This window comes from Streptomyces sp. NPDC001536, assembly GCF_042894505.1.
Taxonomy (GTDB): domain Bacteria; phylum Actinomycetota; class Actinomycetes; order Streptomycetales; family Streptomycetaceae; genus Streptomyces.
Genome location: NZ_JBIAVQ010000005.1, coordinates 176,112 through 202,150, shown reverse-complemented (window position 1 = coordinate 202,150; position 26,039 = coordinate 176,112). Strand labels below are relative to the sequence as shown.

Sequence of the window (26,039 nt, the reverse complement as noted above, 5' to 3'; positions counted from 1 at the left end):
GTTTCAGCCCTCCGAGGGGGCGAGGCGCTCCAGCTCCGCCTCGGTCGACTTGAGCAGGTCGTTCCAGGACGCCTCGAACTTCTCGACGCCCTCGTCCTCCAGCAGCTGCACGACCTCGTTGTAGGAGATCCCGAGCTTCTCGACCGCGTCGATCTCGGCGCGCGACTGCTCGTAGGTGCCGGCGACGGCGTTGCCGCGGATCTCGCCGCTCTCCTCGGTGGCCTGGAGAGTGGCTTCCGGCATGGTGTTCACCGTGTTCGGCGCCACCAGCTCGTCGACGTAGAGGGTCGGCTTGTAGGCCGGGTCCTTCACGCCGGTCGAGGCCCACAGCGGGCGCTGCTTGTTGGCCTGCGCCTTGTCCAGCTCCTGCCAGCGAGCAGAGGAGAAGACCTCTTCGTACGCCTCGTAGGCCAGCCGCGCGTTGGCGACGCCGGCCTTGCCGCGGGCGGCCTTGGCCTCGTCCGTGCCGAGCGCGTCGATCCGCTTGTCGATCTCGGTGTCCACGCGGGACACGAAGAAGGACGCCACGGAGTGGATCAGGGAGAGGTCCAGGCCCTTGGCCTTGGCCTTCTCCAGGCCCGCGAGGTACGCGTCCATGACCTCGCGGTAGCGCTCCAGCGAGAAGATCAGCGTGACGTTGACGCTGATGCCGTTGCCGATCACCTCGGTGATGGCCGGCAGACCCGCCTTGGTGGCCGGGATCTTGATGAGGGTGTTGGGACGGTCGACCAGCCAGGCCAGCTGCTTGGCCTCGGCGATGGTCGCCTTGGTGTTGTGGGCCAGGCGCGGGTCGACCTCGATCGACACGCGGCCGTCCTGGCCGCCGGTGGCGTCGAAGACCGGGCGCAGGATGTCGGCGGCGTCACGGACGTCCGCCGTGGTGATCATGCGGATCGCCTCTTCGACGGTGACCTTGCGGGCGGCGAGGTCGGCGAGCTGCTGCTCGTAACCGTCACCGCTGCTGATCGCCTTCTGGAAGATCGACGGGTTGGTCGTGACGCCCACGACGTGCTGCTGGTCGATCAGTTCGGCGAGGTTGCCGGACGTGATCCGCTTGCGCGACAGGTCGTCCAGCCAGATCGCGACGCCTTCTTCGGAGAGGCGCTTGAGTGCGTCTGTCATGGAATTACATCTCCTACGTGTCGTATATGAGCGTCAGCGCTGGGCAGCGGCGAGGGATTCCCGCGCCTTCGCGGCCACGTTCTCCGCAGTGAAGCCGAACTCCTGGAAGAGCACCTTGCCGTCGGCCGAAGCACCGAAGTGCTCCAGGGAAACGATGCGGCCGGCGTCCCCCACGTACTTGTGCCAGGTGAGACCGATACCGGCCTCCACCGCGACACGCGCCTTCACCGACGGCGGCAGGACGCTGTCCCGGTACCCCTGCTCCTGCTCCTCGAACCACTCCACGCACGGCATGGACACGACGCGGGTCGGTACACCGTCGGCCTCCAGCCGCTCGCGCGCCTCGACGGCGACGTGCACCTCGGAACCGGTGGCGATGAGGACGACCTCAGGGGCGTTGTTCGACGCCTCGAAGAGGACGTAGCCGCCCTTGACCGCGTCCTCGTTGGACTCGTACGTCGGCACGCCCTGACGGGTCAGCGCCAGACCGTGGGGGGCGCCCTTGCCGAAGACCTTCGTGTAGCGCTTGAGGATCTCGCGCCAGGCGATGGCGGTCTCGTTGGCGTCGGCCGGACGGACCACGTTCAGGCCCGGGATGGCGCGCAGCGAGGCGAGGTGCTCGACCGGCTGGTGGGTCGGGCCGTCCTCGCCGAGGCCGATGGAGTCGTGCGTCCACACGTACGTCACCGGCAGGTGCATCAGCGCGGACAGGCGCACCGCGTTGCGCATGTAGTCGGAGAAGACGAGGAACGTACCGCCGTAGATACGGGTGTTGCCGTGCAGCGCGATGCCGTTCATCTCCGCGGCCATGGAGTGCTCGCGGATGCCGAAGTGGATCGTGCGGCCGTACGGGTCCGCCTCCGGCAGCGGGTTGTCCGCCGGCAGGAAGGAACTGTCCTTGTCGATCGTGGTGTTGTTCGAGCCGGCCAGGTCGGCGGAGCCGCCCCACAGCTCGGGGATCACCGCGCCGAGCGCCTGGAGCACCTTGCCGGAGGCCGCACGCGTGGCGACACCCTTGCCGGGCTCGAAGACCGGGAGCTTGTCCTCCCAGCCCTTGGGCAGCTCGCCCGCGACGATGCGGTCGAACTCGGCGGCACGCTCGGCGTTGTTGTTGCGCCACTCCTGGAGCTGCTTCTCCCACTCGGCCTTGGCCTGGCGGCCACGGTCGAGGGCCTGGCGGGTGTGGCCGATGACCTCGTCGGAGACCTCGAAGCTCTGCTCCGGGTCGAAGCCGAGGACGCGCTTGGTGGCCGCGACCTCGTCGTCGCCGAGCGCCGAGCCGTGGGCGGCCTCGGTGTTCTGCGCGTTCGGGGCGGGCCAGGCGATGATCGAGCGCATCGCGATGAAGGACGGCTTGTCCGTCACCAGCTTCGCGGCCTCGATCGCGTTGTAGAGCGCGTGCGGGTCGAGGTCGCCGTCCGGCTTCGGGGCGACACGCTGCACATGCCAGCCGTACGCCTCGTAGCGCTTGACCGTGTCCTCGGAGACGGCCGTCTCGGTGTCGCCCTCGATCGAGATGTGGTTGTCGTCCCACAGCAGCACGAGGTTGCCGAGCTTCTGGTGGCCGGCCAGCGAGGACGCCTCGGCGGAGATGCCCTCCTGGAGGCAGCCGTCACCGGCGATCGCGTACACGAAGTGGTCGAACGGGGACTCGCCCTCGGCGGCCTCCGGGTCGAACAGGCCGCGCTCGTAGCGGGCCGCCATCGCCATGCCCACCGCGTTGGCGACACCCTGGCCCAGCGGACCGGTCGTCGTCTCGACGCCCTTGGTGTGGCCGTACTCCGGGTGACCGGGGGTCTTGGAGCCCCAGGTCCGGAACGCCTTCAGGTCGTCCAGCTCCAGGCCGAAGCCGGCCAGGTACAGCTGGGTGTAGAGGGTCAGGGACGAGTGGCCCGCGGACAGCACGAAGCGGTCACGTCCCACCCACTCGGGGTCGGCGGGGTCGTGCCGCATCACCTTCTGGAAGAGGGTGTAGGCGGCGGGAGCCAGGCTCATCGCCGTACCGGGATGGCCGTTGCCGACCTTCTGTACGGCGTCGGCGGCCAGGACGCGGGCGATGTCGACGGCCCGCTGGTCCAACTCGGTCCACTCGAGGTCTGTGGTGGTCGGCTTGGTGCTCACCCTGGGTCAGGGCTCCTCTCCACATGTCACGCATGTCGAATGCCGGTGCACGGGGCGCCCCGGCCGTTGTCGAGCCTACCCCCGTAAGTACGTGCGTTTTTTCGCGTCATTCCAGACTGCCGGGAGTCGCGACGATCCGCCTCCTGACTGGGCCGATTCGCCATTCGGCAACTGAATACGGACGCGCTCGTTCGAGTGCTCAACCGAGTGTCGATCAGCTCTTCCGGGGGTGCCGGTCCCCTCTTAAGGGGGTGCTGCCCAACACGACCCCACCCCCGCGAATGTCGGGGTATGGGCAACGTCTACAGTGGCGTGGTACGCGCGAGCCTTTACCGGGACTTCACACGGGAGGGGTTTGCTGGGATGTCTCTGTAGGGGTGTGCGTGACGGCCGTCGAATCCCGTCCAGCCGGGGTGCTGGGGGAGAGCAAGAGCTCGAGTCACCGGCCGTTCGGGGCCCGTGTCAAGGCATTCGTGGCGCTGACCAAGCCCCGGATCATCGAACTGCTGCTGATCACCACGGTCCCGGTGATGTTCCTCGCCGAGCAGGGGGTGCCCGATCTGACGCTGGTGCTTCTCACCTGCCTGGGCGGCTACCTCTCCGCGGGCGGCGCCAACGCGCTGAACATGTACATCGACCGCGACATCGACGCGCTGATGGACCGCACGTCGCAGAGACCGCTGGTCACCGGCATGGTGTCGCCGCGCGAGTGCCTCGCCTTCGGCATCACCCTCGCGGTCGTCTCCACGCTCCTGTTCGGCCTGACCGTCAACTGGCTGTCCGCCTGGCTGTCCCTCGGAGCGCTGCTCTTCTACGTCGTCGTCTACACGATGATCCTCAAGCGGCGTACGTCGCAGAACATCGTGTGGGGCGGCATCGCCGGCTGCCTCCCGGTGCTGATCGGCTGGTCGTCCGTCACGAACTCCCTGTCGTGGGCGCCGGTCATCCTCTTCCTCGTCATGTTCTTCTGGACGCCGCCGCACTACTGGCCGCTGTCCATGAAGGTGAAAGAGGACTACGCGCGCGTGGGTGTGCCCATGCTGCCGGTGGTCGCCTCCAACAAGGTGGTCGCCAAGCAGATCGTGATCTACAGCTGGGTCATGGTCGCGGTCTCCCTGCTCCTCACCCCTCTCGGCTACACGGGCTGGTTCTACACCCTGGTGGCGCTGCTGGCCGGCGGCTTCTGGCTGTGGGAGGCGCACGGGCTCCAGAACCGGGCCAAGGCCGAGGTGACGGGCGGCAAGCTCAAGGAGATGCGGCTGTTCCACTGGTCGATCACGTACGTGTCGATCCTCTTCCTCGCCGTCGCGGTGGACCCCTTCCTGCGCTAGACGCGCTGAGGCAAGGGTCACGCCCCCCGGGCGTCGCCGATTGATCTACCCGTCGGTAGCATCCTGGCCATGGCAGACACGCAGCAGGTTGACGCGAAGGCCGACCGTACGGCGGCCAAGCTCGCCAAGCAGATCAGCGCCTTCTCCAAGGCACACGGCGGCGCCGAGGGCCAGGTGGCCTACCTGGGTGACCGCGGCGCCCGCATCGCCCTCGTCGGCGAGGACGGCGAGTGGGGCAACCTGGTGGCCCCCACCGTCGAGATCGCCCAGAAGGCGGTCGAGAAGGCCGGCATCACCGTCCACGAGGACTTCGACGGCGAGTTCGCCGCGAAGGTGCGCACGGGTCCGTACGAGTGGACCCGCATGGCGGGCATCCAGGTGGGCGGCCCGAAGAACGGCTGACGCACACGGGTTTCACACCGGGTGTGCGACAGCAACACCTGACACCCCGTTCACCCGTTAGGCCCCGTAGCAAGGACACGGTCCAGCCACGGGAGCCCGGATGATCGAAACGCCGTCCCTCGTGGACCAGTACTGCCACGGCGTACTGAGAACCGAGCTGGGCCTCGGCACCTTCGAGGCCCAGTTGGCCCGTACCGAGGGGCCGCCCGCCCCCGGTACGACCCTCTTCGACACCCAGACCGGTTTCGCCGTACGGCGTCTGTGCCCCCCGCTCCTCGGTCTGGAACCGCACTGCCCGCCCGCCCGCTATCTCGCCCGGCGTCGTGAACTCGGCGTACTGGAGGCGGGCCGCCGGCTGCTGCGGGGCAGCGGCATCACGACGTACCTCGTCGACACCGGCCTGCCCGGCGATCTGACCGGCCCCGGCGAGATGGCCGCGGCGTCGGCCGCCGAGGCCCGCGAGATCGTGCGGCTCGAACTCCTCGCCGAACAGGTCGCCGACACCTCCGGCACGGTCGAGTCCTTCCTCGCCAATCTCGCCGAGTCGGTGCACGGGGCGGCGGTCGGCGCGGTCGCCTTCACCTCGGTGGCGGGGGTACGGCACGGACTGGCGCTGGCGCCCGAGCCGCCGGGGCCGGGGGAGGTGCGGGGCGCGGCCGGCCGCTGGCTGGCGGGGCGCCGGGTGGGCGGCGAGCTGTCCGATCCGGTTCTGCTACGACACCTGCTGTGGATCGCGGTCGCCTCGGGGCTGCCGCTCCAGCTGCACGCCGGGCTCGGTGAGCCGGGGCTGCGGATCGACCGTACGGACCCGGTCCTGCTCACGGACTTCGTCCGGGCGACCGCCGGGCTCGGCACCGACCTGATCCTGCTGCACGGCTATCCGTACCACCGCCATGCCGCCCATCTCGCCGGCGTCTTCCCGCATGTGTACGCCGACTCGGGCGCCGCTCTGGTACGTACGGGTGCCCGCGCGGCGACCGTCCTGGCGGAGATCCTCGAACTCGCCCCCTTCGGCAAGATCCTCTTCTCCAGCGGCGCCCAGGGCCTGCCCGAACTGCATGTCGTCGGCGCGCGGCTGTTCCGCGAGGCGCTGGCCCGGGTGCTGGGCAACTGGGTCGCCGAGGGGGCGTGGTCGCTGGCGGACGCGCAGCGGGTCGCGGGGCTCATCGCGGCGGGGAACGCGCGCCGGGTGTACGGGCTGGAGTGAGGCGGTCAGGGGGTGGGTGTGGGGTGAGCTGGTGTGGAGGCGGGTGTGGGGTGCGCCGGTGTGGAGGTGGGTGTGTCGTGTGCCGATGTGGCTGCGGGCGTGGAGTGGCCGGTGTGGCGGCAGGTGTGGAGTGGCCCGTGTGGAGGCGAGCGTGGGGTGTGCCGGTGTGGGGTGCGTGGGGGGTGTGCGGGTGGGGCGGCTTGTACAGGATGGGCGTATGCAGACCGATGCCTTACTCGACCGTTTCCTCACCGGCCTCGAACCCCTCGCGCCGCTCGCCGTCTGGGCCCATGGCTCCCTCGCCGGCGGCGACTACCAGGAGGGCCGCAGCGACCTGGACCTGATCGCCGTACTGGACCGTCCGATCTCGCCCCGCACGACCTGGCGGCTGGCGAAGGCGCACGCACGGCTGCGGGGCGAGCCGCTCGCCGCGCAGCTGCACTGCACGTATCTGACGCCGGACGCCGTGGAGAACTCCGCCCGGCCGCACCTGACCTGGGCGCACGAACAGCTGTTCAAGCGGCCCGTGACCCCGGTGACCCGGCGTGAACTGCACACCTTCGGGCGGGTGCTGCACGGGAAGGACCCGGCGGGACTGCTGCCGCCGGTGCTGGACCTCGAACTCGACGAGTTCGTCGTACGCGACCAGCGTGACTTCTGGCGGCCCAAGCTGGCGAAGGCGGAACGCTGGCGGCAGGCCCCCTGGGTCGACGTCGGCCTGACGACCTTCGCCCGGGCGACCGCCACCCTGCGCGACGGACGGCTCCTCACCAAGCGGGAGGCGCTGGAGCTGCTGCCGGAGCTGGGGGCGCCCATCGAGGTGGTGGAGGACATCAGGCGACGGCGGTACGAGGACCCCGCGCCGCCCACCGAGGAGTGGACGGCGCGCAGGGGTGAGCTGACCCGGGGCTACCTGGGACCGGCGATCGACGGACTGGTCGCGGCGTACGGCTGACCGGCTACTCGGCCGAACCGCGGTGGATGCCGGGGAGCGGCCCCCTGTCCTCGTACGTCCTGTCCCCGTCGTGGACCACGTGCGCGAGCCCGGCCCCGTCCGCCGAACGCCCGAACTGGGCGTAGTGGTTGGCGTAGGTCTGCGGCCGGCGGGAGCGCGGTCCGAGGACGAGGCAGTTGAAGTAGTCGTCCGGGTCGAAGCGGTGCCGCAGGTGTTCGCCGAGGGCGAGGCTGTTGGAGAAGACGACCCAGGTGCCGAGCACGTCGACGCAGCGGTGGCCCGTCTGCTCCTCCCAGCGGAAGAGCTCCTTGCTGATCGGGGTGGAGAGGATCGGGACGAACAGATGGGAGACCCCGAACGCCCGCAGGGGTGCTTCCCAGTCGGTCGACTGCTTGATGTCCTCGCAGATCAGCACGGCGATCCGGCCGAGGGAGGTCTCCAGGACGGTGACCTTGTCGCCGAGGGTGATGTCCTCGTCCACCGGCTCGACGGTCGGCCGGTTGGGCAGCTCCCAGTCGGCCGCCTGACCGGCGGCCAGGGTGAAGCCGGCCGTCTTGTCGTGTTCGAGCAGTGTCTCGCCGGTGAAGCGGTCGATCAGGATCGCCCGGTTCGGGGGCGGTTTCTCGTCCCCGACGGGTCCGCTGCCCAGCAGGAGCCACTGAAGGGCGCTGCCGGGGCGCGGTTCCGTGTCCAGCAGGGTCCGCCAGTGGTCCAGCAGGCCCGCGGAGAGTGCGTATTCCGGCAGAATGGCGATCTTGGCACCGGACTGTTCGAGATTGCGCATTGTTTTGTCGAGACGTTCGTACAACGGCCTGTCGTTGATCCGTATTCGATACAGACCCTGATCCGCTTCCTCGCGGAATTCGAACGGCTGCTCGTTCAGTTGTTCCATCAAAGGAACGGCACCGACGGAAATCGCTTCCTTTCCCGAGAAGTGCGCGCCATTGCGTGGGATCAGACAGGCGTGTTCGACCCTGTCGCACATGTCCTGCGGAACGCGATGCACCTTGAAGAACTCCGCTTTGCGCGTCGGGCGGGTGTGCAGTGTCCCCGGCCAGGCGCAGCGGGGCAGCAGTAATCCCGTCGTGCGGCCGAGCGGGTCGTTCAGACAGCCGTGCAGGCTGTAGCGGTCGGTGAGCCACGCCACGGTCCTCGCGTCGAAGGTCTGACCGAAGGGGTTGGCCATGTTGAGCGCCAGGTCGAGCCCCGTGAGCACGGCGAACATCCCGCGGGCGCCGTGCCGCGCGATGATCTCCCTGGTCAGCCAGGTGTCGGCGTCCCCGTGGTCCAAGACGTCCAGATAGACCTCGTCGGCGAGCCGCTGGGTGTCCCCGTCGCGGCGCCAGCCCCTCGCCTCGGCTCCGCGGAAGTGGGTGTCCGGCAGCGCGTCGTACAGAGTGACGAACAGATCGGCCGGATCCGACGGCAATTCGAGCCCATTGATCGAATGGAGATGGGCGCCCCCGTCTTCTTTTGCGCTCATGGTTCCCCCTGGTCCGTAGCGCTTAACCAGATATTAACGAGCCACATTGCATATGCGGGCGGTGTTTTACAGAGTGCGGCTTCCGTAAAGGGCTTCCCGATGCGCCCGGGTAAATCATGGAGACGTCACTTGACAGTCACTTGACATCGGAGGATGGTGAATTGGGAGCGTCTTGTCCCAGCTCGAGGAGAGATCCATAGAGGGGTGTGTCATGGCGGATGTACGTCGTCGCAAGGATCGGGAACCGGCGGTCCGGCGTGATCGGTTGACCGAGGTGCAGAGCATGGTCGACGCGATGAAGTCGGAGAAGGAGATCCCCGAAGGCCGCTTCACCGCGCTGGGGATGCTGATCACGGACGCCTCGCTGGCCGCTGACGAGCCTGCGCTGGAAGCCGCCCACAACGGTCTGCGCTGGCTGTACGGAAGGTATGTCCGCGACGGCGCCGACATACGTGCGGAGCAGCGCGGACGCCTCCTCGGTCTGATCGACGTGACGTACTGGAGCCTGCGCAGGCTGCCCTCCGGACTGCAGCTCTCCCTCGATCCGCGGAGCCATGCCGCCCGGTTCCTCGTGGAGATCGCCCGGGAACCGGGCCTGAACAACGAGACGCTGGCCGAGCGGCTGGACGTGGACGTCACCGAGGTCAGCCGGATCGGCAGGCGCATGCTGGCCTCCGGCGTCGCCTGGCGCAGCCGCCAGTGGCGGCACAACTCCTGGGACGTCACCCCGCGCGGCATGCACTACCTGGAGGAGACCGGGCTGCTGCCGCAGCCCCAGGAGCCCGCCACGCCCGCTCCGCAGGATCGGGAGGCGCGGGATCTCGACTACTTCGTCGGCGTCAAGGTGCGGCCGAGCCGGCTGACCGGCGCCGTGATCGACGCGTCCGGCACCACCCTCGCCCGCGCCGACCACGAGCTGGAAGCGGTGGAGAGCGAGCGCGAGGCGGTCACGGTCCTCGCGGACTTCGTGGCGGAGCTGATGGACCGGGCCCCGGCCGTCGGCGGCAAGGCCGGCGTCCACCGGACCGGGCTCGGCATCGAGATCGGCGCCCATGTCAGCGCCGACCGGGGCGAGGTGGTCAAGGCGCCCAACTACGCGGCGGGTGTGGGCTGGTCGGGCCTGACCCTGGCCGCACCGCTCCGGGAGGCGACCGGACTGCCGACGATCCTGGAGAACGACGCGAACGCGCTGGCCCTGGCCGAAGCGGCCCTCGGGGAGACCCGGGGCCACCGTCACTCGGCCGTCGTCCTCCTCGACCACGGTGTCGGCGCGGGCATCGTCGCCGACGGCAGGATCCTGCACGGTGCCACGGGCGCCGCCGGGGAGATCGGGCACGTGGTGGTCGAGCCGGACGGACCCCAGTGCAGCTGCGGCAACCGGGGCTGTCTGGAGAGCGTGGTCGGTGTCGACGCCATCGCCCGCCGGGTCCGCGAGCTGACCGCCCTGCCGGTCCGGGACCTGGACGCGGTGCTCGCGCTGCTGTCGACGGCATGGAGCAAGCAGGTCGAGGACGTACTGGAACACGCCGGTGCGGCCCTCGGCACCGGTCTGTCCGCGCTCGTCAACTTCACGGACCCCGAGCGGATCGTCCTGTACGGGCCCCCCGGGCTCGTGTGCCCGGACGACTCGGACTCCGCGGCGCTCTTCATGGCCAAGGTCCAGGAGACGGTGACGAGCCAGGTGTTCTCGACGGAGGGCAAGGCCGTCACCCTCACCACCAAGCCCTACGGCGACGCGTCCGGCGCCCGCGCCGCCGCCGTGGCCGCCCTGCGACAGCTGACGCGGAAGTAGGCACGGCCGGTGGGGGAGGAACCGCCGCGGCCGGAGCCGCGGACGCCGTCCAGGGTGGGGGAGAGCGACGCGAGCACGAGGGACATCCTCGTACTCGCCGTCTTCCTGCTGCTGTTGACCGTCACGCTCGGCGTCGTCCTGGTCCAGATGTGGCCGCCCCCACCGGACCCCACCGCGACCGGCCCCGAACCGGCCGCCCGCGTACGCGTCCTGTTCTGGTCGCCGAGCCTGACCCGCGAGACCAGGCTGTTCGTCGTCATCCTGGCGACGGGGGCAGTCGGCGCGCTGATCCACACCCTGCGCTCGCTCTACGAGTACGTGGGCAACCGGCTGCTGCGCCGCAGCTGGGTGCTGATGTACGCCGTGGAGCCGTTCGTCGGATCGGCGCTGGCGCTCGTCGTCTATCTCGTGCTGCGGGGCGGGCTGACGACCACCCTGGCCTCGTCGAGCGACATCAATCCCTATGGGGTGGCCGCGGCGGCCGCGCTGGTCGGCATGTTCTCGCGCCAGACCGTGGAGAAGCTGCTCGCGGTGTTCGAGACCCTCCTGGCCCCCGCCGAGCGGAGCGCCGACCGGATCCCCGCCCGGGACGGCGGGTCAGATCCCGGCGGCGAGCGATGACGTGGCCTGCGCCGGGAGCGGCACCTCGGTGTCCGTCTCGGGCCGCTCCCGCAGCGCCAGCAGCACCCGCAGGACCGCGATCCACACCAGGCAGGAGCCGAACATGTGCAGGCCGACCAGGACCTCGGGCAGATCGGTGAAGTACTGGACGTAGCCGATGACACCCTGGGCGAGCAGGACCAGGAAGAGGTCACGGGTGCGGTGCAGGGGGCCCTTCGGGGCGTCGACCGCCTTGAGGACGAACCACAGGGCGAACGTCAGCGTCACCACGATCCAGGCCAGCACGGCGTGCAGCTTGCTGACCGTCTCCCAGTCCAGCGGCATCCGCTCGACCTCGCTGGAGTCACCCGCGTGCGGTCCCGACCCGGTCACCACCGTGCCCACCGCGATCAGCAGCACGGACGCGGCGACCAGGAACCACACCAGCTGCTGCACCGACTTGCCGACCAGCGGACGCGCCTGCCCGTCGCCCTCCCGGGTGCGCTGCCACATCACCGTGGCCACCGCGATCAGCGCCGTCGACAGCAGGAAGTGCGCGGCGACCGTGTACGGGTTGAGGCCGACCAGCACCACGATCCCGCCGAGGATCGCGTTGCCCATCACGACCCAGAACTGTGCCCAGCCCAGCCGGGTGAGGCCACGCCGGTAGGGCTTCTCGGAGCGTGCGGCGATGATCGCCCAGCCGACGGCGGCGCACAGCACGTACGTCAGCATGCGGTTGCCGAACTCGATCACCCCGTGCACGCCCATGGCGCTCGTGGTGGTCAGCGAGTCGTCGGTGCACTTGGGCCAGGTCGGGCAGCCGAGGCCCGAACCGGTGAGCCGCACCGCGCCACCGGTGACCACGATGACCACCGACATGACGAGTGCGGCGAGGGCCGCCCGCTGTACGGTCCGGGGGTCCGGGGTCCAGCGTGCGGCGATGAAGGCGAGCGGGTTGCGCACGGCGGCTGCGGCGTCGGCGGGGGTCAGGTTCGGCACGCGTCCCATCGTAGGCCGCCGCTTGTGCACGCTTTCACGAGGGTCCGGCACGGACCTACTCCCAACGGAAGAACCGGCCCGCCGCGGCCAGCCCCGCGACCGCCCACACGGCGAGGATCCCCAGGTCGCCCCACGGCATGCCGGCGCCGTGCTGGAGCACGTCCCGCAGTCCGTCGGACAGGGCGTTGATGGGCAGCAGCCCGAGGACGTCCTGTGCGCCGGAGGGGAACTTGTCCATGGGCACGATGACGCCGCCGCCGACGAGCAGGAGCAGGAAGACGAGGTTCGCGGCGGCCAGCGTGGCCTCCGCCTTCAGGGTGCCCGCCATCAGCAGGCCCAGGCCGGAGAAGGCCGCGGTGCCCAGGATCAGCAGGAGCAGGACGGCGAGCGGGTTGCCGTGCGGCTCCCAGCCCAGGGCGAAGGCGATCACCGTCAGCAGGACGATCTGGAGGATCTCCGTGACCAGCACCGACACCGTCTTGGCCGTCATCAGGCCCCAGCGGGGGAGCGGGGAGGCGGCCAGCCGCTTCAGGACGCCGTAGCGGCGCTCGAAGCCCGTCGCGATCGCCTGGCCGGTGAAGGCCGTCGACATGACCGCGAGGGCGAGGATGCCGGGGGCCAGGAAGTCCACCGCCTCGCCCGCGCCCGTGTCGACGATGTCGACCGAGCTGAACAGGACCAGGAGGAGGGTGGGGATCACGACGGTCAGCAGGAGCTGCTCGCCGTTGCGCAGGAGCATCTTCGTCTCGAGCGCCGCCTGGGCCATGATCATGCGGGGCAAAGGTGCCGCCCCGGGCTTCGGGGTGTACGTACCCACGGTCACGAGCGCAGCTCCTTGCCGGTCAGCTCCAGGAATACGTCTTCCAGGGTGTGCCGCTCGACCGAGATCCGCTCCGGCATCACCCCGTGCTGCGCGCACCATGACGTCACCGTCGCGAGCAGCTGCGGGTCGACCTTGCCGCCGACCCGGTAGGAGCCCGGCGTCAGCTCCGCGGCCGTGCAGTCGGCCGGGAGGGCCTTCAGCAGCGAGCCCACGTCCAGGCCCGGGCGGCCGGCGAAGCGGAGGGTGTTCTCGGCGCCGCCTCGGCACAGTTCCTCGGGGGAGCCCTGGGCGATGACCTTGCCCGCGTCGATGATCGCGACGTCGTCGGCGAGCTGCTCGGCCTCGTCCATGTAGTGCGTGGTGAGGATGACGGAGACACCGTCGGTGCGCAGATCGCGGATCAGGTCCCAGGTCGCACGGCGGGCCTGCGGGTCGAGCCCGGCGGTCGGCTCGTCCAGGAACACCAGCTCCGGGCGGCCCACCACGGCCATCGCGAGGGCGAGCCGCTGCTGCTGGCCGCCCGACAGCCGGCGGTACGTCGTCCTGCCGCAACCGCCCAGTCCCAGGCGCTCGATGAGCGCGTCCACGTCCAGCGGGTGGGCGTGCAGCCTGGCGACATGGCGCAGCATCTCGTCCGCCCGCGCACCCGAGTAGACACCGCCGGACTGGAGCATCACGCCGATCCGGGTGTGCAGCTCACCGGAGTGCCGGACCGGGTCGAGGCCCAGGACGCGCACCGTGCCGGAGTCCGGCTTGCGATACCCCTCGCAGGTCTCGACCGTGGTCGTCTTGCCCGCCCCGTTGGGACCGAGTACGGCGGTCACCCCCGCCGTGGCCACCAGGTCGAGGCCGTTCACCGCGGTCTTCGTGCCGTACCGCTTCACCAGGGCCTGGACCTGGACCACGGGCTCGCTTCGCATGGCTCAAGAGTCTAGGTACGCGATGCGCGCCTCAGACGGGCGGGTGCAGGATCTCCTCCTCACGGGGCCGGTGCACCGCCAGCCACCGTTCGGCGTAGGCCACCGCGTCGGCCACCGGGAACAGCCGTGCGTCGGCCGCGCCCACCGTCCCCCGTACGACGGGACGGTCCCGCTCGAAGTCGTGCCCGAGCTCGTCGAACCGCTCCGAGGTGATCGACACCTCGGTCACCGTCTCCCAGCCGGCCGGGCCCGGGCGGCCCACCTTCACCAGGGGCGAGGGGATGCGGTACTCGGCGAGATGGAAGCTCGTGCATGTGTCGTAGCCGGCGCCGAGCAGGAGCACGCGCGCGTGGAGGGCTTCGAGGCGGGCGAGGGGGCTGTGCTCGCCGAGGCGGCAGTCGGTCGCGTGTCCGTCGACGACCTCGGCGGCGCGGCCGCCGATCGCCGCGAACGACGTCTGCGGGTGCGCGCTGCGCTGGGCGCCCGGCCAGGTGCGCACGGTCTCCGGGAGGACGCCGACCCCGCGCGAGGGCGTGACCTGGGGGTCGTAGGGCGGCATGGCGGCGCGGATCGTGTCCCACCACTCCTCGGGCACCGGTGGGTTCGCCCACAGGGCGGGGTCCGAGAGGTCGCCGGTCTGGGTGGGGACCACGAGGGTGCCGTCCGGGCCGAGGGCGTCGAGCAGTCCCTGGACCACGGCCACGGGTCCTCCGCAGACCCAGCCGAGCGACTTCAGGGAGGAGTGGACGAGGAGGATCTCGCCGTCCCGGACGCCCAGCTCGCGCACCTGCGCGGCGACGGTGCCGCGGGTGACAAGAGGGCCGGTCGGAGGGGGTATGGCCATGGTGCTGGAGTGTCCCGGAAGGGGCCCGGCGATGCCACCGAATTGATCGATCAAAGATCGTTTCCGCAGGTCAGGTTAGCTTTACCTAAGTGACGCACCGCACCGTGGATCGGTCCCGGCGTGGGTTGCCCGGCTCTGAGGAATTACGCAACAATGGTGTTGTGAAAAACGTCGGCGAGGCTCAGGAGACCCCCACGGGGGCCCTGAACGAGGAGCTCGCGACCGGTGAGCGCTCGACGCGCAACCGGGTCGCGCGGTCCATCCTGGACCACGGGCCCTCGACCGTCGCAGAGCTGGCCGGCCGCCTCGGCCTGACCCAGGCCGCCGTCCGCAGGCATCTCGACGCACTGGTCGCCGACGACGTCGTGGAGGCACGCGAGCAGAAGGTCTACGGCGCGCGGACGCGGGGGCGTCCCGCCAAGGTCTTCGCGCTCACCGACTGCGGCCGTGACGCCTTCGACCAGTCCTACGACAAGCTCGCCGCGGACGCTCTGCGCTGGATCGCGGAGCGGTTCGGCGGGGACGAGGCCGTCGTGGCCTTCGCCCGCGCGCGGATCGCCGAGCAGGCCACCGCGTACCGCGAGGCCATCGAGGCCGCCGCCCCCGAGGAGCGCACCGAAGCCCTGGCCAAGGCCCTGAGCGCGGACGGGTACGCTGCTACGGCGCGCAGCGCACCGGTCGGCGAGCAGCTGTGCCAGCACCACTGCCCCGTCGCCCACGTCGCGGAAAAGTTCCCGCAGCTCTGCGAGGCGGAGACCGAGATCTTCTCCCAGCTGCTCGGAACGCACGTCCAGCGACTGGCGACCATCGCGCACGGTGACGGCGTCTGCACGACGTTCATCCCAAAGATTTCCCACACCACACATAACGCATCTGCAAGCACGGCCGGGAGGAACCCCGCATGACTCTCCCCATCGAGGAGACTGCCCACCCCGAGCTCGAGGGCCTGGGTAAGTACGAATACGGCTGGGCGGACTCCGACACTGCCGGTGCTTCCGCGCGACGCGGCATCAACGAGGACGTCGTCAAGGACATCTCCGCGAAGAAGTCCGAGCCGGAGTGGATGACCAAGCTCCGTCTCAAGGGCCTGCGTCTGTTCGACAAGAAGCCCATGCCGAACTGGGGCTCGGACCTCTCGGGCATCGACTTCGACAACATCAAGTACTTCGTGCGCTCCACGGAGAAGCAGGCGGAGTCCTGGGAGGACCTGCCCGAGGACATCAAGAACACGTACGACAAGCTCGGCATCCCCGAGGCGGAGAAGCAGCGCCTCGTCGCCGGTGTCGCGGCCCAGTACGAGTCCGAGGTCGTCTACCACCAGATCCGCGAGGACCTGGAGGAGCAGGGCGTCATCTTCCTCGACACCGACACCGCCCTGAAGGAGCACCCGGAGCTCTTCAAGGAGTACTTCGGCACCGTCATCCCGGTCGGCGACAACAAGTTCGCGTCGCTGAACACCGCGGTGTGGTCCGGCGGCTCCTTCATCTACGTGCCGCCGGGCGTCCACGTGGAGATCCCGCTCCAGGCCTACTTCCGTATCAACACGGAGAACATGGGCCAGTTCGAGCGGACCCTGATCATCGTCGACGAGGGTGCCTACGTGCACTACGTCGAGGGTTGTACGGCCCCGATCTACAAGTCGGACTCGCTGCACTCCGCGGTCGTCGAGATCATCGTCAAGAAGAACGCCCGCTGCCGTTACACGACCATCCAGAACTGGTCGAACAACGTCTACAACCTGGTCACCAAGCGCGCCGTGGCGTACGAGGGCGCGACCATGGAGTGGATCGACGGCAACATCGGCTCCAAGGTCACCATGAAGTACCCGGCCGTCTACCTGATGGGCGAGCACGCCAAGGGCGAGACCCTCTCCATCGCCTTCGCGGGCGAGGGCCAGCACCAGGACGCCGGCTCCAAGATGGTCCACATGGCGCCGAACACCTCCTCCAACATCGTCTCCAAGTCGGTGGCGCGCGGTGGCGGTCGTACGTCCTACCGCGGTCTCGTCGAGATCGGCGAGGGCGCCCACGGCTCCAAGTCCAACGTGCTGTGCGACGCGCTGCTGGTGGACACCATCTCCCGCTCCGACACGTACCCCTACGTGGACGTCCGCGAGGACGACGTGTCCATGGGCCACGAGGCGACCGTCTCCAAGGTCAGCGACGACCAGCTCTTCTACCTGATGAGCCGGGGCATGACCGAGTTCGAGGCGATGGCCATGATCGTGCGCGGCTTCGTCGAGCCCATCGCGAAGGAGCTCCCGATGGAGTACGCGCTGGAGCTCAACCGGCTGATCGAGCTGCAGATGGAAGGCGCGGTCGGCTAAGACCCGGTCTTCTGTAAAGCAGCTAGCGAAATCTGACGCAGGAAGAGAGCAGACCGACAGCCATGGCTGAGGCTCAGAACATCCCGGTGGGGTCCACCACCGCCGGCGCGGTGGCCGTTGCCGCCGAGTCGACCGTCGCGACGCGCATGAGCGCGCCGCCGTCCTTCGACGTGGCGGACTTCCCGGTCCCGCACGGCCGCGAGGAGGAGTGGCGGTTCACCCCGCTGGAGCGCCTGCGCGGGCTGCACGACGGCACCGCCGTCGCCACCGACGGGGGCCTGAAGGTCGACGTCGAGGCGCCCGCGGGCGTCACGGTCGAGACCGTCGACCGTGACGACGCCCGCCTCGGCAAGGCGGGCACCCCGGTGGACCGCATCGCCGCCCAGGCCTACTCGGCGTTCGAGAAGGCCGGTGTGATCACCGTCCCCAAGGAGACGGTCCTCACCGAGCCGATCCGGATCGCCGTGCACGGTGAGGGCGGCACCGCCTTCGCCCACCAGGTGATCGAGCTGGGCGCCTTCGCCGAGGCCGTCGTCGTCATCGACCACACCGGTGACGCCGTCCTCGCCGCCAACGTCGACTACCTCCTGGGCGACGGTGCCAAGCTGACCGTCGTCTCCGTCCAGGACTGGGACGACAAGGCCGTGCACGTGGCGCAGCACAACGCGCTGATCGGCCGGGACGCCACCTTCAAGTCCTTCGTGGTCACCTTCGGTGGCGACCTCGTCCGCCTCCACCCGCGCGTCGCCTACGCCGGCACCGGTGGCGAGGCCGAGCTCTTCGGTCTGTACTTCACGGACGCCGGCCAGCACCAGGAGCACCGCCTCCTGGTCGACCACAACACCCCGCACTGCAAGTCGAACGTGGCCTACAAGGGCGCGCTCCAGGGCGAGGGCGCCCACGCCGTGTGGATCGGCGACGTGCTCATCGAGGCCAAGGCCGAGGGCACGGACACCTACGAGCTGAACCGCAACCTCGTCCTCACGGACGGCGCCCGGGTCGACTCGGTGCCGAACCTGGAGATCGAGACCGGCGAGATCGTGGGCGCCGGACACGCCTCCGCCACCGGCCGCTTCGACGACGAGCAGCTCTTCTACCTGATGGCCCGGGGCATCCCGGCCGACGAGGCCCGTCGCCTGGTGGTCCGCGGCTTCTTCGCCGAGCTGGTCCAGCAGATCGGTGTCGACGACATCCAGGAACGCCTTCTCGTGAAGATCGACGAGGAGCTGGAGGCGTCCGTCTGATGACGTTCGTACGCGCCTGTGGGCTGAGCGAGCTGGAGGAGGACACCCCGAAGCGGGTGGAACTCGACGGCACGCCGGTCTCGGTCGTCCGCACCGAGGGCGAGGTGTTCGCGATCAACGACATCTGCTCGCACGCGAACGTCTCGCTCTCCGAGGGCGAGGTGGAGGACTGCCAGATCGAGTGCTGGCTGCACGGCTCCGCGTTCGACCTCCGTACCGGCAAGCCGTCCGGCCTTCCCGCGACGCGCCCCGTCCCCGTATACCCCGTAAAGATCGAAGGGGACGACGTGCTCGTCTCCCTCACCCAGGAGTCCTGAGGAACCCATGGCAACGCTTGAAATCCACGACCTGCACGTCACCGTCGAGGCCGACAACGCCACGAAGGAGATCCTCAAGGGCGTCGACCTGACCGTGAAGCAGGGCGAGACGCACGCCATCATGGGCCCCAACGGCTCCGGCAAGTCGACCCTCGCCTACTCGCTCGCGGGCCACCCGAAGTACACGATCACCGGCGGCACCGTCACCCTCGACGGCGAGGACGTCCTGGAGATGTCCGTCGACGAGCGCGCCCGCGCGGGCCTGTTCCTGGCGATGCAGTACCCGGTCGAGGTCCCCGGCGTCTCGGTCTCCAACTTCCTGCGCACCTCCGCCACCGCCATCCGCGGCGAGGCCCCCAAGCTCCGCCTGTGGGTCAAGGAGGTCAAGGAGGCCATGCAGCGCCTCAACATGGACCCCGCCTTCGCCGAGCGCAATGTCAACGAGGGCTTCTCCGGCGGTGAGAAGAAGCGCCACGAGATCCTCCAGCTCGAACTGCTCAAGCCGAAGATCGCGATCCTCGACGAGACGGACTCCGGTCTGGACGTCGACGCCCTTCGTATCGTCTCCGAGGGCGTCAACCGCGTCCGCGAGACCGGCGAGGTCGGCACCCTGCTGATCACGCACTACACGCGCATCCTGCGCTACATCAAGCCCGACCACGTGCACGTGTTCGCGAACGGCCGTATCGCCGAGTCCGGCGGCCCGGAGCTCGCCGACCAGCTCGAGGCCGAGGGCTACGACAAGTACGTGAAGGGTGGCGCATCCGCGTGACACAGCTGCCGGGCCTCCTCGACACAGAGGCGATCCGCAAGGACTTCCCCATCCTGGACCGCCAGGTCCACGACGGTAAGAAGCTCGTGTACCTGGACAACGCGGCGACCTCGCAGAAGCCGCGCCAGGTCCTGGACGCCCTGAACGAGTACTACGAGCGCTACAACGCCAACGTCCACCGCGGTGTGCATGTGCTCGCCGAGGAGGCCACGGCGCTGTACGAGGGCGCGCGGGACAAGGTCGCGTCGTTCATCAACGCGCCCTCCCGCGACGAGGTGATCTTCACCAAGAACGCCTCCGAGTCGCTCAACCTCGTGGCGAACATGCTGGGCTGGGCGGACGAGCCCTACCGCGTGGACCACGAGACCGAGATCGTCATCACGGAGATGGAGCACCACTCCAACATCGTGCCGTGGCAGCTGCTCTCGCAGCGCACGGGCGCGAAGCTGAAGTGGTTCGGCCTGACCGACGACGGCCGTCTCGACCTCTCCAACATCGACGAGATCATCACCGAGAAGACGAAGATCGTCTCCTTCGTGCTGGTGTCCAACATCCTGGGCACCGTGAACCCCGTCGAGGCGATAGTGCGCCGTGCGCAGGAGGTGGGTGCGCTCGTCTGCATCGACGCCTCGCAGGCCGCTCCGCACATGCCGCTGGACGTGCAGGCCCTCCAGGCCGACTTCGTGGCCTTCACCGGCCACAAGATGTGCGGTCCGACCGGCATCGGTGTCCTGTGGGGCCGCCAGGAGCTGCTGGAGGACCTGCCGCCGTTCCTCGGCGGCGGCGAGATGATCGAGACCGTGTCGATGCACTCGTCGACCTACGCTCCCGCCCCGCACAAGTTCGAGGCGGGCACCCCGCCGATCGCGCAGGCGGTCGGTCTGGGCGCGGCGATCGACTACCTGAACTCGATCGGCATGGACAAGATCCTCGCCCATGAGCACGCGCTCACCGAGTACGCGGTGAAGCGGCTCGGCGAGGTCCCGGACCTCAGGATCATCGGCCCGACGACGGCCGAGGACCGGGGCGCGGCGATCTCCTTCACGCTCGGCGACATCCACCCGCACGACGTGGGCCAGGTTCTGGACGAGCAGGGCATCGCGGTCCGCGTCGGTCACCACTGTGCCCGCCCGGTCTGCCTGCGCTACGGAATTCCTGCGACCACGCGAGCGTCGTTCTATCTGTACTCCACGCCGGCCGAGATCGACGCTCTGGTCGACGGGCTGGAGCATGTACGGAACTTCTTCGGCTGAAGGGCGTGAGCTGAGACCGTGCTGTGCTATCCCGGGGGACAACCCCCGGACCCCCGGCCGAGAGACCACGCCACGGACGATGGGACGCGAGGTTAGTTGTCGTGAAGCTGGATTCGATGTACCAGGAAGTCATCCTGGACCACTACAAGCACCCGCACGGGCGCGGTCTTCGGGATGGCGACGCCGAGGTGCACCACGTCAACCCGACGTGCGGCGACGAGATCACGCTGCGCGTGAAGTACGACGGCGAGCAGATCGCGGACATCTCGTACGAGGGGCAGGGCTGCTCGATCAGCCAGGCCTCCGCCTCCGTGCTGAACGACCTCCTCGTCGGCAAGGACCTCGCCGAGGCGCGGAAGATCCAGGAGACCTTCCTGGAGCTGATGCAGTCCAAGGGCAAGATCGAGCCCGACGACGCCATGGAGGAGGTGCTGGAGGACGCGGTCGCGTTCGCCGGTGTCTCCAAGTACCCGGCCCGGGTCAAGTGCGCCCTCCTCAGCTGGATGGCGTGGAAGGACGCGACGGCCCAGGCCCTGGGCGGGGCCGACGCCGAAAGGAAGACCGCATGAGCGACACCGTGGAGATGAAGCCGGCCTCCGAGGAGGAGGTCCGCGAGGCCCTGTACGACGTGGTCGACCCCGAGCTGGGCATCGACGTCGTCAACCTCGGCCTCATCTACGGCATCCACATCGACGACGCGAACATCGCGACGATCGACATGACCCTGACCTCGGCGGCCTGCCCGCTGACCGATGTCATCGAGGACCAGGCCAAGTCCGCCACGGACGGCCTCGTCAACGAGCTGCGCATCAACTGGGTCTGGATGCCGCCGTGGGGCCCGGACAAGATCACGGACGACGGGCGTGAGCAGCTCCGTGCGCTCGGGTTCAACGTCTGAGACCCACCGCGAACGCAGAAACGGCGACGTCCCCTGGGGCGTCGCCGTTTTCGTGCGTGTGGCTCAGGCCAGTCCGTCCACCAGCTGGAACGCCGAGTCGGCGCGGTACAGTTCGCTGTGCTGGTACGGGTCCAGCTTCAGCTGGAAGTTCCGGTGGCGCAGGAAGCGGCCCGGGTAGTTCACCGACTCCAGCATGACCGCGCCGTACACCGAGGACGGGCGGGAGCAGAAGGTCGCGTCCTGCTTGAACAGGGACGAGCCGTCACCGCGATCGGCGACCAGGACGAAGCTGCGGTGGCGCAGGTACTTGCCGTCGTGGGTGGCGAAGGAGTAACAGGAGCTGTTCGCAAGGCCCTTGACCAGCTTGAAGGTGGAGTCCTCGCGGGACTCCGGGCCGCGGACCGGGTCGAGCTTCACATAGCCGCCGCTCACGTGCCAGTAGCGGTCCGGGTAGTTGACCGAGTTGACCGAGCGCCACTTGATCGCCACCTTCGGAGGTGACGAACTCGGCTTGGCCGAGGGGGACTTGGAGGTCGGGTCAGGGGCGGGCGAGGGGGCGGATCCCTGCTGGCGCGGTGCGGAGGTGGTCTCCTCGGAGGTCGCCAGGCCGCTTTTGCCCTTCGGGGGGAGCGTCGTGGTGTCGGACGGGCTGGCGTAGCCGGCCAGGCCCGGTATCGTCCCGCCGTCCGAGGGGGGCGCCGACTTGGCCACGGCGTCAGGAGGGCTGTCCGTCATGGATATCGCCGTGACACAGGCGACGATCGTGGCCACGGCGAGCGCGGCGGCCAGATAGAGACGGCGGGTTCCCGGCGCCCGGGAGGTGTCGGGTGCCCAGCCGGTCTCCCACGGTCGGTCATGTGGAGGCTGGGACTTGGTTTCTGGCATGCGCGGTTCCTCTGGCGGAGCCCATGGGGGAGGCCGCAGCCGTGACGGCGCGGTAGATGAACGGTGAAGCAGATCGCACAGTAGTGGACCTGACACTCTTCGAGCAGCCGTTTGTGCGAGCGGTTTCCACATCGTTTCCTCAACGGCTCCGCCACGGCTTTCCCGGAAGAGAGCCGGTGACAGCGGCCGGCGCCCCTGTGCGAGCGCGTTATGTACACTCGTACACATGGGATACGCGCTGCTCGCCGGAGCCATCGCCGCCGAAGTGGCCGCGACGACCGCCATGAAGTACAGCGACGGCTTCAGCAAGCTGCTGCCGTCGCTGCTCACCGTCCTCGGGTACGCCCTGGCCTTCGCGCTGCTCGCGCAGACGCTGAAGACCGTGTCCGTCGGTACGGCCTACGCGATCTGGGCCGGCGTCGGCACCGCGGTGATCGCCACGATCGGGTTCACGTTCCTCGGGGAGGGGATGAGCGTCGCCAAGGCCGCCGGGATCCTGCTGATCATCGCCGGGGTGGTCGTGCTGAACCTGGGCGGTGCGCACTGATGGCCCGGCGCTACGACCCCGAGCGGCGGCAGCGGATCATCGACGCGGCGATCCGGGTCGTGGGCCGTCATGGCCTCGCCGGGCTGAGCCATCGCTCCGTCGCCGCCGAGGCCGATGTGCCGCTCGGCTCGACGACGTACCACTTCAAGACCCTCGACGAGCTGATGGTCGCCGCGCTGCGGCAGGCCAACGAGGGGTTCGCCAAGGTGGTCGTGGCGCGGGGCGGCCTGGAGGACCGGGGTGCGGACCTGGCCACCGAACTCGCCGGTCTGCTGGGTGAGTGGCTCGCGGGTGACCGTACCGGTGTGGAGCTGGAGTGCGAGCTCTATCTCGCCGCCCTGCGCCGGCCCGCGCTGCGGCCGGTCGCCGCGGAGTGGGCCGAGGACCTCGCCGAGCGACTGGCCCGCCGCACCGACGCGGTCACGGCGCGGGCGCTGGTGGCGCTGATGGACGGGATCTGTCTACAGGTGCTGCTGACGGACGGGGTGTACGACGAGGCGTACGCGCGGGACGTGCTGGGGCGCGTCATTCCTTCCGGAGCGCGCTGATGGCCGACAGGGCGGCTTCGACGCTTCCCGCGATGTCGGTCACCGGGTACTGCGCGGCCCGTACGACCCGCTCGCGGTCGACGACCAGCGTCAGCCGCTTGAGCCGGCTCGCGCCCGCCGCGCGGAACGTCGGCAGGCGCAGGGCGGCGATGAGGTCGAGGCCGGCGTCGGAGAGCAGGGGAAAGCGCAGGCCCTCTTCGGTCGCGAAGTCCCTTTGCTCGTCGGGGCGTTGGGTGGAGACACCGTGCACGGTGGCGCCGGCCTCGGTGAACTCGGCGTGCCGGTCGCGGTAGGTGCGGGACTCCAGGGTGCAGCCGGGGGCGCCGGGGATGTCGGACCAGCCCGGGGGGTAGGCGTCGGGGCGGGCGTAGGCGCCGGGGAAGCAGTACAGGACGGTGTAGGGGGTGCTCTCGGCGATCGGATCGCGGGGCCGGCCGTGGTCGTCGAGGAGCCGTAGGTCCGGGACCTCGGTGCCGACGAGTTCGTGGACGCGGCGGGCCTCCGTGGACGCCTCCGCCGCGGTGGCCGTCGTGGCGCCGGACCCGTCGCCGAGGACCCAGGTGTCGCCCCAGTCCTGGAGGGCGACCAGGACGGGGAGCAGGGCGTGGCCGCGGGGGGTGAGGCGGTACTCGTGGCGTACGGGGCGGTCCTGGTACGGGACCTTGGTGAGGACGTCCGCCTCGACGAGGAGGCGCAGGCGCTCGGTGAGGACCTTGCGGGACAGACCGAGTTCGCGTTGCAGGTCGTCGAAGCGGTGCACGCCGCGGGCGGTGTCGCGGACGATCAGGAGCGTCCACCAGTCGCCCACGACGTCCAGGGCCTGGGCGATGGCACAGCTGGAGTCCTCCAGGCTCGTCCTGCGGGCCATGGGCGTACCGTCCCTTCGCACGTCGTCGCACCGACAGCCTACGTTCCGTACGTTCCCAAAAGAGACTCAGGGGGAGTGGCCGCCGTTGCCCGTGCTCAGGCCCCGTTCCGGCCCGGCGCGGCGGTTCGGCACCTGAGACACCTCCGCGGCTGGTTGGCCTCCGTGGCTGTGGGGCGGTTAGGTTGCCCTCATGACCGACACGACTGCTTCTCGCACCACCGGCGCCGTGGCCGCCGGCCTCGCCACGATCGCCGCCGACGGCACTGTTCTCGACACCTGGTTCCCCGCACCCGAGCTGACCGCGGAGGCCGGACCGTCCGGTACCGAGCGGCTGTCCGCCGAGCGGGCCGTGGAGCTGCTCGGCGAGGGTGCCGCGAAGGCGATCGGGACGGACGCCCGGCGTGGCGTCGAGGTGGTCGCGGTCCGTACGGTCATCTCCTCGCTGGACGAGAAGCCGATCGACACGCACGACGCCTACCTGCGCCTGCACCTGCTCTCCCACCGCCTGGTCAAGCCGCACGGCCAGAGCCTGGACGGCATCTTCGGCCTCCTCGCCAACGTCGCCTGGACCTCGCTGGGCCCGGTCGCGGTCGACGCCGTCGAGACGGTACGGCTCAATGCCCGCGCCGAGGGGCTGCACCTCCAGGTGACCTCCATCGACAAGTTCCCGCGCATGACGGACTACGTGGCGCCCAAGGGCGTCCGCATCGCCGACGCCGACCGGGTGCGGCTCGGTGCCCACCTCGCCGAGGGCACCACCGTCATGCACGAGGGCTTCGTCAACTTCAACGCCGGCACGCTCGGCACGTCGATGGTCGAGGGCCGTATCTCCGCCGGTGTCGTGGTCGGCGACGGCTCCGACATCGGTGGCGGCGCCTCGACCATGGGCACGCTGTCCGGTGGCGGCAACGTCCGGATCGTCATCGGCGAGCGCTGCCTCATCGGCGCCGAGGCGGGCGTCGGGATCGCGCTCGGCGACGAGTGCGTCGTCGAGGCCGGTCTCTACGTCACCGCCGGCACCCGCGTCACCATGCCCGACGGCCAGATCGTCAAGGCCCGTGAGCTCTCCGGCGCCTCCAACATCCTCTTCCGCCGCAACTCGGTCACCGGCACGGTCGAGGCCCGGCCGAACAACGCCGTGTGGGGCGGGCTGAACGAGATCCTGCACAGCCACAACTGACGTCCCGCGGCACGGTGAGCGCCCTTCCGCCGAGTGCGGGAGGGCGCTCGCTCATGTCCGCAGCGTCGCCGCGAACGCCGTCAGGGCCCTGAAGTCCTCCTCGCGCAGACCGAGTCGGGGGTCGACGTGGTGGAGGAGGGCGGGGGCTGAGTGGTGGGTGGTCACGTACTCGGCGTCCGCCGGGCTCTGTTCGTCGTCCACCCAGGCGAAGGGGCGCCCCTCGGCGTACGCCACGATCGCCTCCGTCTTCCAGTGGATCCCGTCGGGGCGGAGGGCGAGCAGGGAGTCGCCGAAGTCGACGTAGGGGAGCGCCGGGAGGCCGATGACCGGGGCGATCCAGCGGTTGGCCGCGTCCATCCAGGTCGTCGCCCAGCACAGGTCGTAGGGGAGCGCGAGGAGGGCCGCGCCGTGGGAGGGGTTGAGCCACACGCGCAGGGGGCGGCCCGGGCGCAGGGTCGCCCTGATCGTCGTATAGCCCTCGGGGCGGCGCTGGGCCTTCGCCGCGTACGGGTTGAGGGGGCCGTCGACGTCGAGGAAGAGGAGCGGGCGGGGGCGCGGGCGGCTCATCGGGTCACCGTACGGGAGGTGGTCCCGGTGGG

The 26,039-nt window shown here is 69.7% G+C and carries 27 protein-coding genes; 17 read left to right on the top strand and 10 right to left on the bottom strand.

What is annotated here, in order from left to right; all coding sequences use genetic code 11:
- Window positions 1–3 precede the first annotated feature (3 nt).
- Window positions 4–1,122 (bottom strand): transaldolase, encoded by a 1,119-nt coding sequence (tal, locus tag ACFY0U_RS16410; RefSeq protein ID WP_388635724.1) that lies wholly within the window; start codon window positions 1,120–1,122, stop codon window positions 4–6.
- A gap of 33 nt (window positions 1,123–1,155) precedes the next feature.
- Window positions 1,156–3,243, bottom strand: coding sequence for a transketolase (gene tkt, locus ACFY0U_RS16405; RefSeq protein WP_388635722.1), 2,088 nt, complete (start codon window positions 3,241–3,243; stop codon window positions 1,156–1,158).
- 377 nt (window positions 3,244–3,620) lie between these two features.
- Between tkt and ACFY0U_RS16400 the strand changes: the two genes are divergently transcribed.
- The 4 genes from ACFY0U_RS16400 to ACFY0U_RS16385 all read left to right on the top strand — a co-directional run bounded on the left by ACFY0U_RS16400 (window position 3,621) and on the right by ACFY0U_RS16385 (window position 7,138).
- Complete coding sequence (locus tag ACFY0U_RS16400) at window positions 3,621–4,574, top strand: heme o synthase (RefSeq protein ID WP_388635720.1); 954 nt, start codon at window positions 3,621–3,623, stop codon at window positions 4,572–4,574.
- Between the two features lie 69 nt (window positions 4,575–4,643).
- The gene (locus tag ACFY0U_RS16395) at window positions 4,644–4,976 is read left to right on the top strand and encodes a hypothetical protein (protein WP_388635718.1); all 333 of its coding nucleotides are present in this window, start codon (window positions 4,644–4,646) and stop codon (window positions 4,974–4,976) included.
- Window positions 4,977–5,076: 100 nt separating this feature from the next.
- A complete protein-coding gene (locus tag ACFY0U_RS16390) occupies window positions 5,077–6,183 on the top strand; it encodes an amidohydrolase family protein (RefSeq protein WP_388635716.1) in 1,107 nt (368 codons plus the stop codon).
- A 217-nt stretch (window positions 6,184–6,400) separates the two neighbouring features.
- Window positions 6,401–7,138: a nucleotidyltransferase domain-containing protein gene (locus ACFY0U_RS16385; protein WP_388635714.1), complete on the top strand. Its 738-nt coding sequence runs from the start codon at window positions 6,401–6,403 to the stop codon at window positions 7,136–7,138.
- A gap of 4 nt (window positions 7,139–7,142) precedes the next feature.
- Here ACFY0U_RS16385 and ACFY0U_RS16380 read toward each other — a convergent pair whose 3' ends face one another.
- Window positions 7,143–8,621, bottom strand: a complete 1,479-nt coding sequence (locus ACFY0U_RS16380) for a hypothetical protein (protein WP_388635712.1) — start codon at window positions 8,619–8,621, stop codon at window positions 7,143–7,145.
- A 283-nt stretch (window positions 8,622–8,904) separates the two neighbouring features.
- Here ACFY0U_RS16380 and ACFY0U_RS16375 point away from each other — a divergent pair, with 283 nt between their 5' ends.
- The gene (locus ACFY0U_RS16375) at window positions 8,905–10,413 is read left to right on the top strand and encodes an ROK family protein (protein WP_388635710.1); all 1,509 of its coding nucleotides are present in this window, start codon (window positions 8,905–8,907) and stop codon (window positions 10,411–10,413) included.
- A 54-nt stretch (window positions 10,414–10,467) separates the two neighbouring features.
- Window positions 10,468–11,034: a hypothetical protein gene (locus ACFY0U_RS16370; protein WP_388635708.1), complete on the top strand. Its 567-nt coding sequence runs from the start codon at window positions 10,468–10,470 to the stop codon at window positions 11,032–11,034.
- Here the strand turns inward: ACFY0U_RS16370 and ACFY0U_RS16365 are convergent.
- Genes ACFY0U_RS16365 through ACFY0U_RS16350 form a run of 4 tightly spaced genes read right to left on the bottom strand, consistent with a single transcriptional unit; the run spans window position 11,011 to window position 14,602 of the window.
- On the bottom strand, window positions 11,011–12,024 hold the full coding sequence (locus ACFY0U_RS16365) for a heme A synthase (RefSeq protein WP_388635706.1): 1,014 nt from the start codon (window positions 12,022–12,024) through the stop codon (window positions 11,011–11,013). The two genes, ACFY0U_RS16370 and ACFY0U_RS16365, sit on opposite strands and share 24 nt — an antisense overlap.
- 46 nt (window positions 12,025–12,070) lie before the next feature.
- Window positions 12,071–12,787 carry an ABC transporter permease gene (locus tag ACFY0U_RS16360; RefSeq protein ID WP_388636261.1) on the bottom strand — a complete coding sequence of 239 codons (717 nt, stop codon included), beginning with the start codon at window positions 12,785–12,787 and terminating at the stop codon, window positions 12,071–12,073.
- 47 nt (window positions 12,788–12,834) lie between these two features.
- Window positions 12,835–13,758 (bottom strand): ABC transporter ATP-binding protein, encoded by a 924-nt coding sequence (locus ACFY0U_RS16355; protein ID WP_388635704.1) that lies wholly within the window; start codon window positions 13,756–13,758, stop codon window positions 12,835–12,837.
- Between the two features lie 31 nt (window positions 13,759–13,789).
- The gene (locus tag ACFY0U_RS16350) at window positions 13,790–14,602 is read right to left on the bottom strand and encodes an aminoglycoside N(3)-acetyltransferase (protein ID WP_388635702.1); all 813 of its coding nucleotides are present in this window, start codon (window positions 14,600–14,602) and stop codon (window positions 13,790–13,792) included.
- A gap of 161 nt (window positions 14,603–14,763) precedes the next feature.
- Here ACFY0U_RS16350 and ACFY0U_RS16345 point away from each other — a divergent pair, with 161 nt between their 5' ends.
- The 8 genes from ACFY0U_RS16345 to ACFY0U_RS16310 all read left to right on the top strand — a co-directional run bounded on the left by ACFY0U_RS16345 (window position 14,764) and on the right by ACFY0U_RS16310 (window position 21,412).
- Window positions 14,764–15,507 carry a helix-turn-helix transcriptional regulator gene (locus ACFY0U_RS16345; RefSeq protein ID WP_388635700.1) on the top strand — a complete coding sequence of 248 codons (744 nt, stop codon included), beginning with the start codon at window positions 14,764–14,766 and terminating at the stop codon, window positions 15,505–15,507.
- Entirely contained in the window at window positions 15,504–16,928 is a 1,425-nt protein-coding gene (gene sufB, locus ACFY0U_RS16340) for a Fe-S cluster assembly protein SufB (protein ID WP_388635698.1), read from the top strand. The genes ACFY0U_RS16345 and sufB overlap by 4 nt, the downstream gene beginning before the upstream one ends.
- Window positions 16,929–16,990: 62 nt before the next feature.
- The gene (gene sufD / locus ACFY0U_RS16335; protein WP_388635696.1) at window positions 16,991–18,172 is read left to right on the top strand and encodes a Fe-S cluster assembly protein SufD; all 1,182 of its coding nucleotides are present in this window, start codon (window positions 16,991–16,993) and stop codon (window positions 18,170–18,172) included.
- Window positions 18,172–18,489 carry a bifunctional 3-phenylpropionate/cinnamic acid dioxygenase ferredoxin subunit gene (locus ACFY0U_RS16330; protein WP_046261801.1) on the top strand — a complete coding sequence of 106 codons (318 nt, stop codon included), beginning with the start codon at window positions 18,172–18,174 and terminating at the stop codon, window positions 18,487–18,489. The genes sufD and ACFY0U_RS16330 overlap by 1 nt, the downstream gene beginning before the upstream one ends.
- Window positions 18,490–18,496: 7 nt before the next feature.
- Window positions 18,497–19,261 carry a Fe-S cluster assembly ATPase SufC gene (gene sufC / locus ACFY0U_RS16325; protein WP_388635693.1) on the top strand — a complete coding sequence of 255 codons (765 nt, stop codon included), beginning with the start codon at window positions 18,497–18,499 and terminating at the stop codon, window positions 19,259–19,261.
- Window positions 19,258–20,514, top strand: a complete 1,257-nt coding sequence (locus tag ACFY0U_RS16320; RefSeq protein ID WP_171140726.1) for a cysteine desulfurase — start codon at window positions 19,258–19,260, stop codon at window positions 20,512–20,514. Before sufC ends, ACFY0U_RS16320 begins: the two co-directional genes overlap by 4 nt.
- Window positions 20,515–20,615: 101 nt before the next feature.
- A complete protein-coding gene (sufU, locus tag ACFY0U_RS16315) occupies window positions 20,616–21,083 on the top strand; it encodes a Fe-S cluster assembly sulfur transfer protein SufU (protein ID WP_046261804.1) in 468 nt (155 codons plus the stop codon).
- Window positions 21,080–21,412 carry a metal-sulfur cluster assembly factor gene (locus ACFY0U_RS16310; RefSeq protein WP_055636909.1) on the top strand — a complete coding sequence of 111 codons (333 nt, stop codon included), beginning with the start codon at window positions 21,080–21,082 and terminating at the stop codon, window positions 21,410–21,412. The genes sufU and ACFY0U_RS16310 overlap by 4 nt, the downstream gene beginning before the upstream one ends.
- 63 nt (window positions 21,413–21,475) lie before the next feature.
- Here ACFY0U_RS16310 and ACFY0U_RS16305 read toward each other — a convergent pair whose 3' ends face one another.
- Window positions 21,476–22,297, bottom strand: coding sequence for an AbfB domain-containing protein (locus ACFY0U_RS16305; RefSeq protein ID WP_388635690.1), 822 nt, complete (start codon window positions 22,295–22,297; stop codon window positions 21,476–21,478).
- A 226-nt stretch (window positions 22,298–22,523) separates the two neighbouring features.
- Here ACFY0U_RS16305 and ACFY0U_RS16300 point away from each other — a divergent pair, with 226 nt between their 5' ends.
- Window positions 22,524–22,844 carry a DMT family transporter gene (locus tag ACFY0U_RS16300; RefSeq protein WP_388635688.1) on the top strand — a complete coding sequence of 107 codons (321 nt, stop codon included), beginning with the start codon at window positions 22,524–22,526 and terminating at the stop codon, window positions 22,842–22,844.
- Entirely contained in the window at window positions 22,844–23,392 is a 549-nt protein-coding gene (locus tag ACFY0U_RS16295; RefSeq protein ID WP_388635686.1) for a TetR/AcrR family transcriptional regulator, read from the top strand. The genes ACFY0U_RS16300 and ACFY0U_RS16295 overlap by 1 nt, the downstream gene beginning before the upstream one ends.
- On the opposite strand, the gene ACFY0U_RS16290 is transcribed toward ACFY0U_RS16295, so the two are convergent.
- Window positions 23,370–24,260 (bottom strand): winged helix-turn-helix transcriptional regulator, encoded by an 891-nt coding sequence (locus tag ACFY0U_RS16290; RefSeq protein ID WP_388635684.1) that lies wholly within the window; start codon window positions 24,258–24,260, stop codon window positions 23,370–23,372. The genes ACFY0U_RS16295 and ACFY0U_RS16290 overlap by 23 nt on opposite strands.
- 190 nt (window positions 24,261–24,450) lie before the next feature.
- On the opposite strand from ACFY0U_RS16290, the gene dapD reads away from it, so the two are divergent.
- Window positions 24,451–25,440 carry a 2,3,4,5-tetrahydropyridine-2,6-dicarboxylate N-succinyltransferase gene (gene dapD, locus ACFY0U_RS16285; RefSeq protein ID WP_388635682.1) on the top strand — a complete coding sequence of 330 codons (990 nt, stop codon included), beginning with the start codon at window positions 24,451–24,453 and terminating at the stop codon, window positions 25,438–25,440.
- 51 nt (window positions 25,441–25,491) lie between these two features.
- Here the strand turns inward: dapD and ACFY0U_RS16280 are convergent, their stop codons facing one another.
- The gene (locus tag ACFY0U_RS16280) at window positions 25,492–26,007 is read right to left on the bottom strand and encodes a hypothetical protein (RefSeq protein ID WP_388635680.1); all 516 of its coding nucleotides are present in this window, start codon (window positions 26,005–26,007) and stop codon (window positions 25,492–25,494) included.
- Window positions 26,008–26,039 lie beyond the last annotated feature (32 nt).

Bases quoted from the DNA above. Each gene is read 5' to 3' on its own strand.
- sufB (WP_388635698.1), top strand. From the start codon at position 15,504: ATGACTCTCCCCATCGAGGAGACTGCCCACCCCGAGCTCGAGGGCCTG.
- ACFY0U_RS16355 (WP_388635704.1), bottom strand. From the start codon at position 13,758: ATGCGAAGCGAGCCCGTGGTCCAGGTCCAGGCCCTGGTGAAGCGGTAC.
- ACFY0U_RS16290 (WP_388635684.1), bottom strand. From the start codon at position 24,260: ATGGCCCGCAGGACGAGCCTGGAGGACTCCAGCTGTGCCATCGCCCAG.
- ACFY0U_RS16365 (WP_388635706.1), bottom strand. From the start codon at position 12,024: ATGGGACGCGTGCCGAACCTGACCCCCGCCGACGCCGCAGCCGCCGTG.
- ACFY0U_RS16390 (WP_388635716.1), top strand. From the start codon at position 5,077: ATGATCGAAACGCCGTCCCTCGTGGACCAGTACTGCCACGGCGTACTG.
- ACFY0U_RS16300 (WP_388635688.1), top strand. From the start codon at position 22,524: ATGGGATACGCGCTGCTCGCCGGAGCCATCGCCGCCGAAGTGGCCGCG.
- sufC (WP_388635693.1), top strand. From the start codon at position 18,497: ATGGCAACGCTTGAAATCCACGACCTGCACGTCACCGTCGAGGCCGAC.
- ACFY0U_RS16375 (WP_388635710.1), top strand. From the start codon at position 8,905: ATGGTCGACGCGATGAAGTCGGAGAAGGAGATCCCCGAAGGCCGCTTC.
- ACFY0U_RS16330 (WP_046261801.1), top strand. From the start codon at position 18,172: ATGACGTTCGTACGCGCCTGTGGGCTGAGCGAGCTGGAGGAGGACACC.
- ACFY0U_RS16350 (WP_388635702.1), bottom strand. From the start codon at position 14,602: ATGGCCATACCCCCTCCGACCGGCCCTCTTGTCACCCGCGGCACCGTC.
- ACFY0U_RS16295 (WP_388635686.1), top strand. From the start codon at position 22,844: ATGGCCCGGCGCTACGACCCCGAGCGGCGGCAGCGGATCATCGACGCG.
- ACFY0U_RS16380 (WP_388635712.1), bottom strand. From the start codon at position 8,621: ATGAGCGCAAAAGAAGACGGGGGCGCCCATCTCCATTCGATCAATGGG.
- dapD (WP_388635682.1), top strand. From the start codon at position 24,451: ATGACCGACACGACTGCTTCTCGCACCACCGGCGCCGTGGCCGCCGGC.
- ACFY0U_RS16310 (WP_055636909.1), top strand. From the start codon at position 21,080: ATGAGCGACACCGTGGAGATGAAGCCGGCCTCCGAGGAGGAGGTCCGC.
- ACFY0U_RS16360 (WP_388636261.1), bottom strand. From the start codon at position 12,787: ATGATCATGGCCCAGGCGGCGCTCGAGACGAAGATGCTCCTGCGCAAC.
- sufD (WP_388635696.1), top strand. From the start codon at position 16,991: ATGGCTGAGGCTCAGAACATCCCGGTGGGGTCCACCACCGCCGGCGCG.
- tal (WP_388635724.1), bottom strand. From the start codon at position 1,122: ATGACAGACGCACTCAAGCGCCTCTCCGAAGAAGGCGTCGCGATCTGG.
- ACFY0U_RS16385 (WP_388635714.1), top strand. From the start codon at position 6,401: ATGCAGACCGATGCCTTACTCGACCGTTTCCTCACCGGCCTCGAACCC.
- ACFY0U_RS16305 (WP_388635690.1), bottom strand. From the start codon at position 22,297: ATGCCAGAAACCAAGTCCCAGCCTCCACATGACCGACCGTGGGAGACC.
- ACFY0U_RS16395 (WP_388635718.1), top strand. From the start codon at position 4,644: ATGGCAGACACGCAGCAGGTTGACGCGAAGGCCGACCGTACGGCGGCC.
- ACFY0U_RS16280 (WP_388635680.1), bottom strand. From the start codon at position 26,007: ATGAGCCGCCCGCGCCCCCGCCCGCTCCTCTTCCTCGACGTCGACGGC.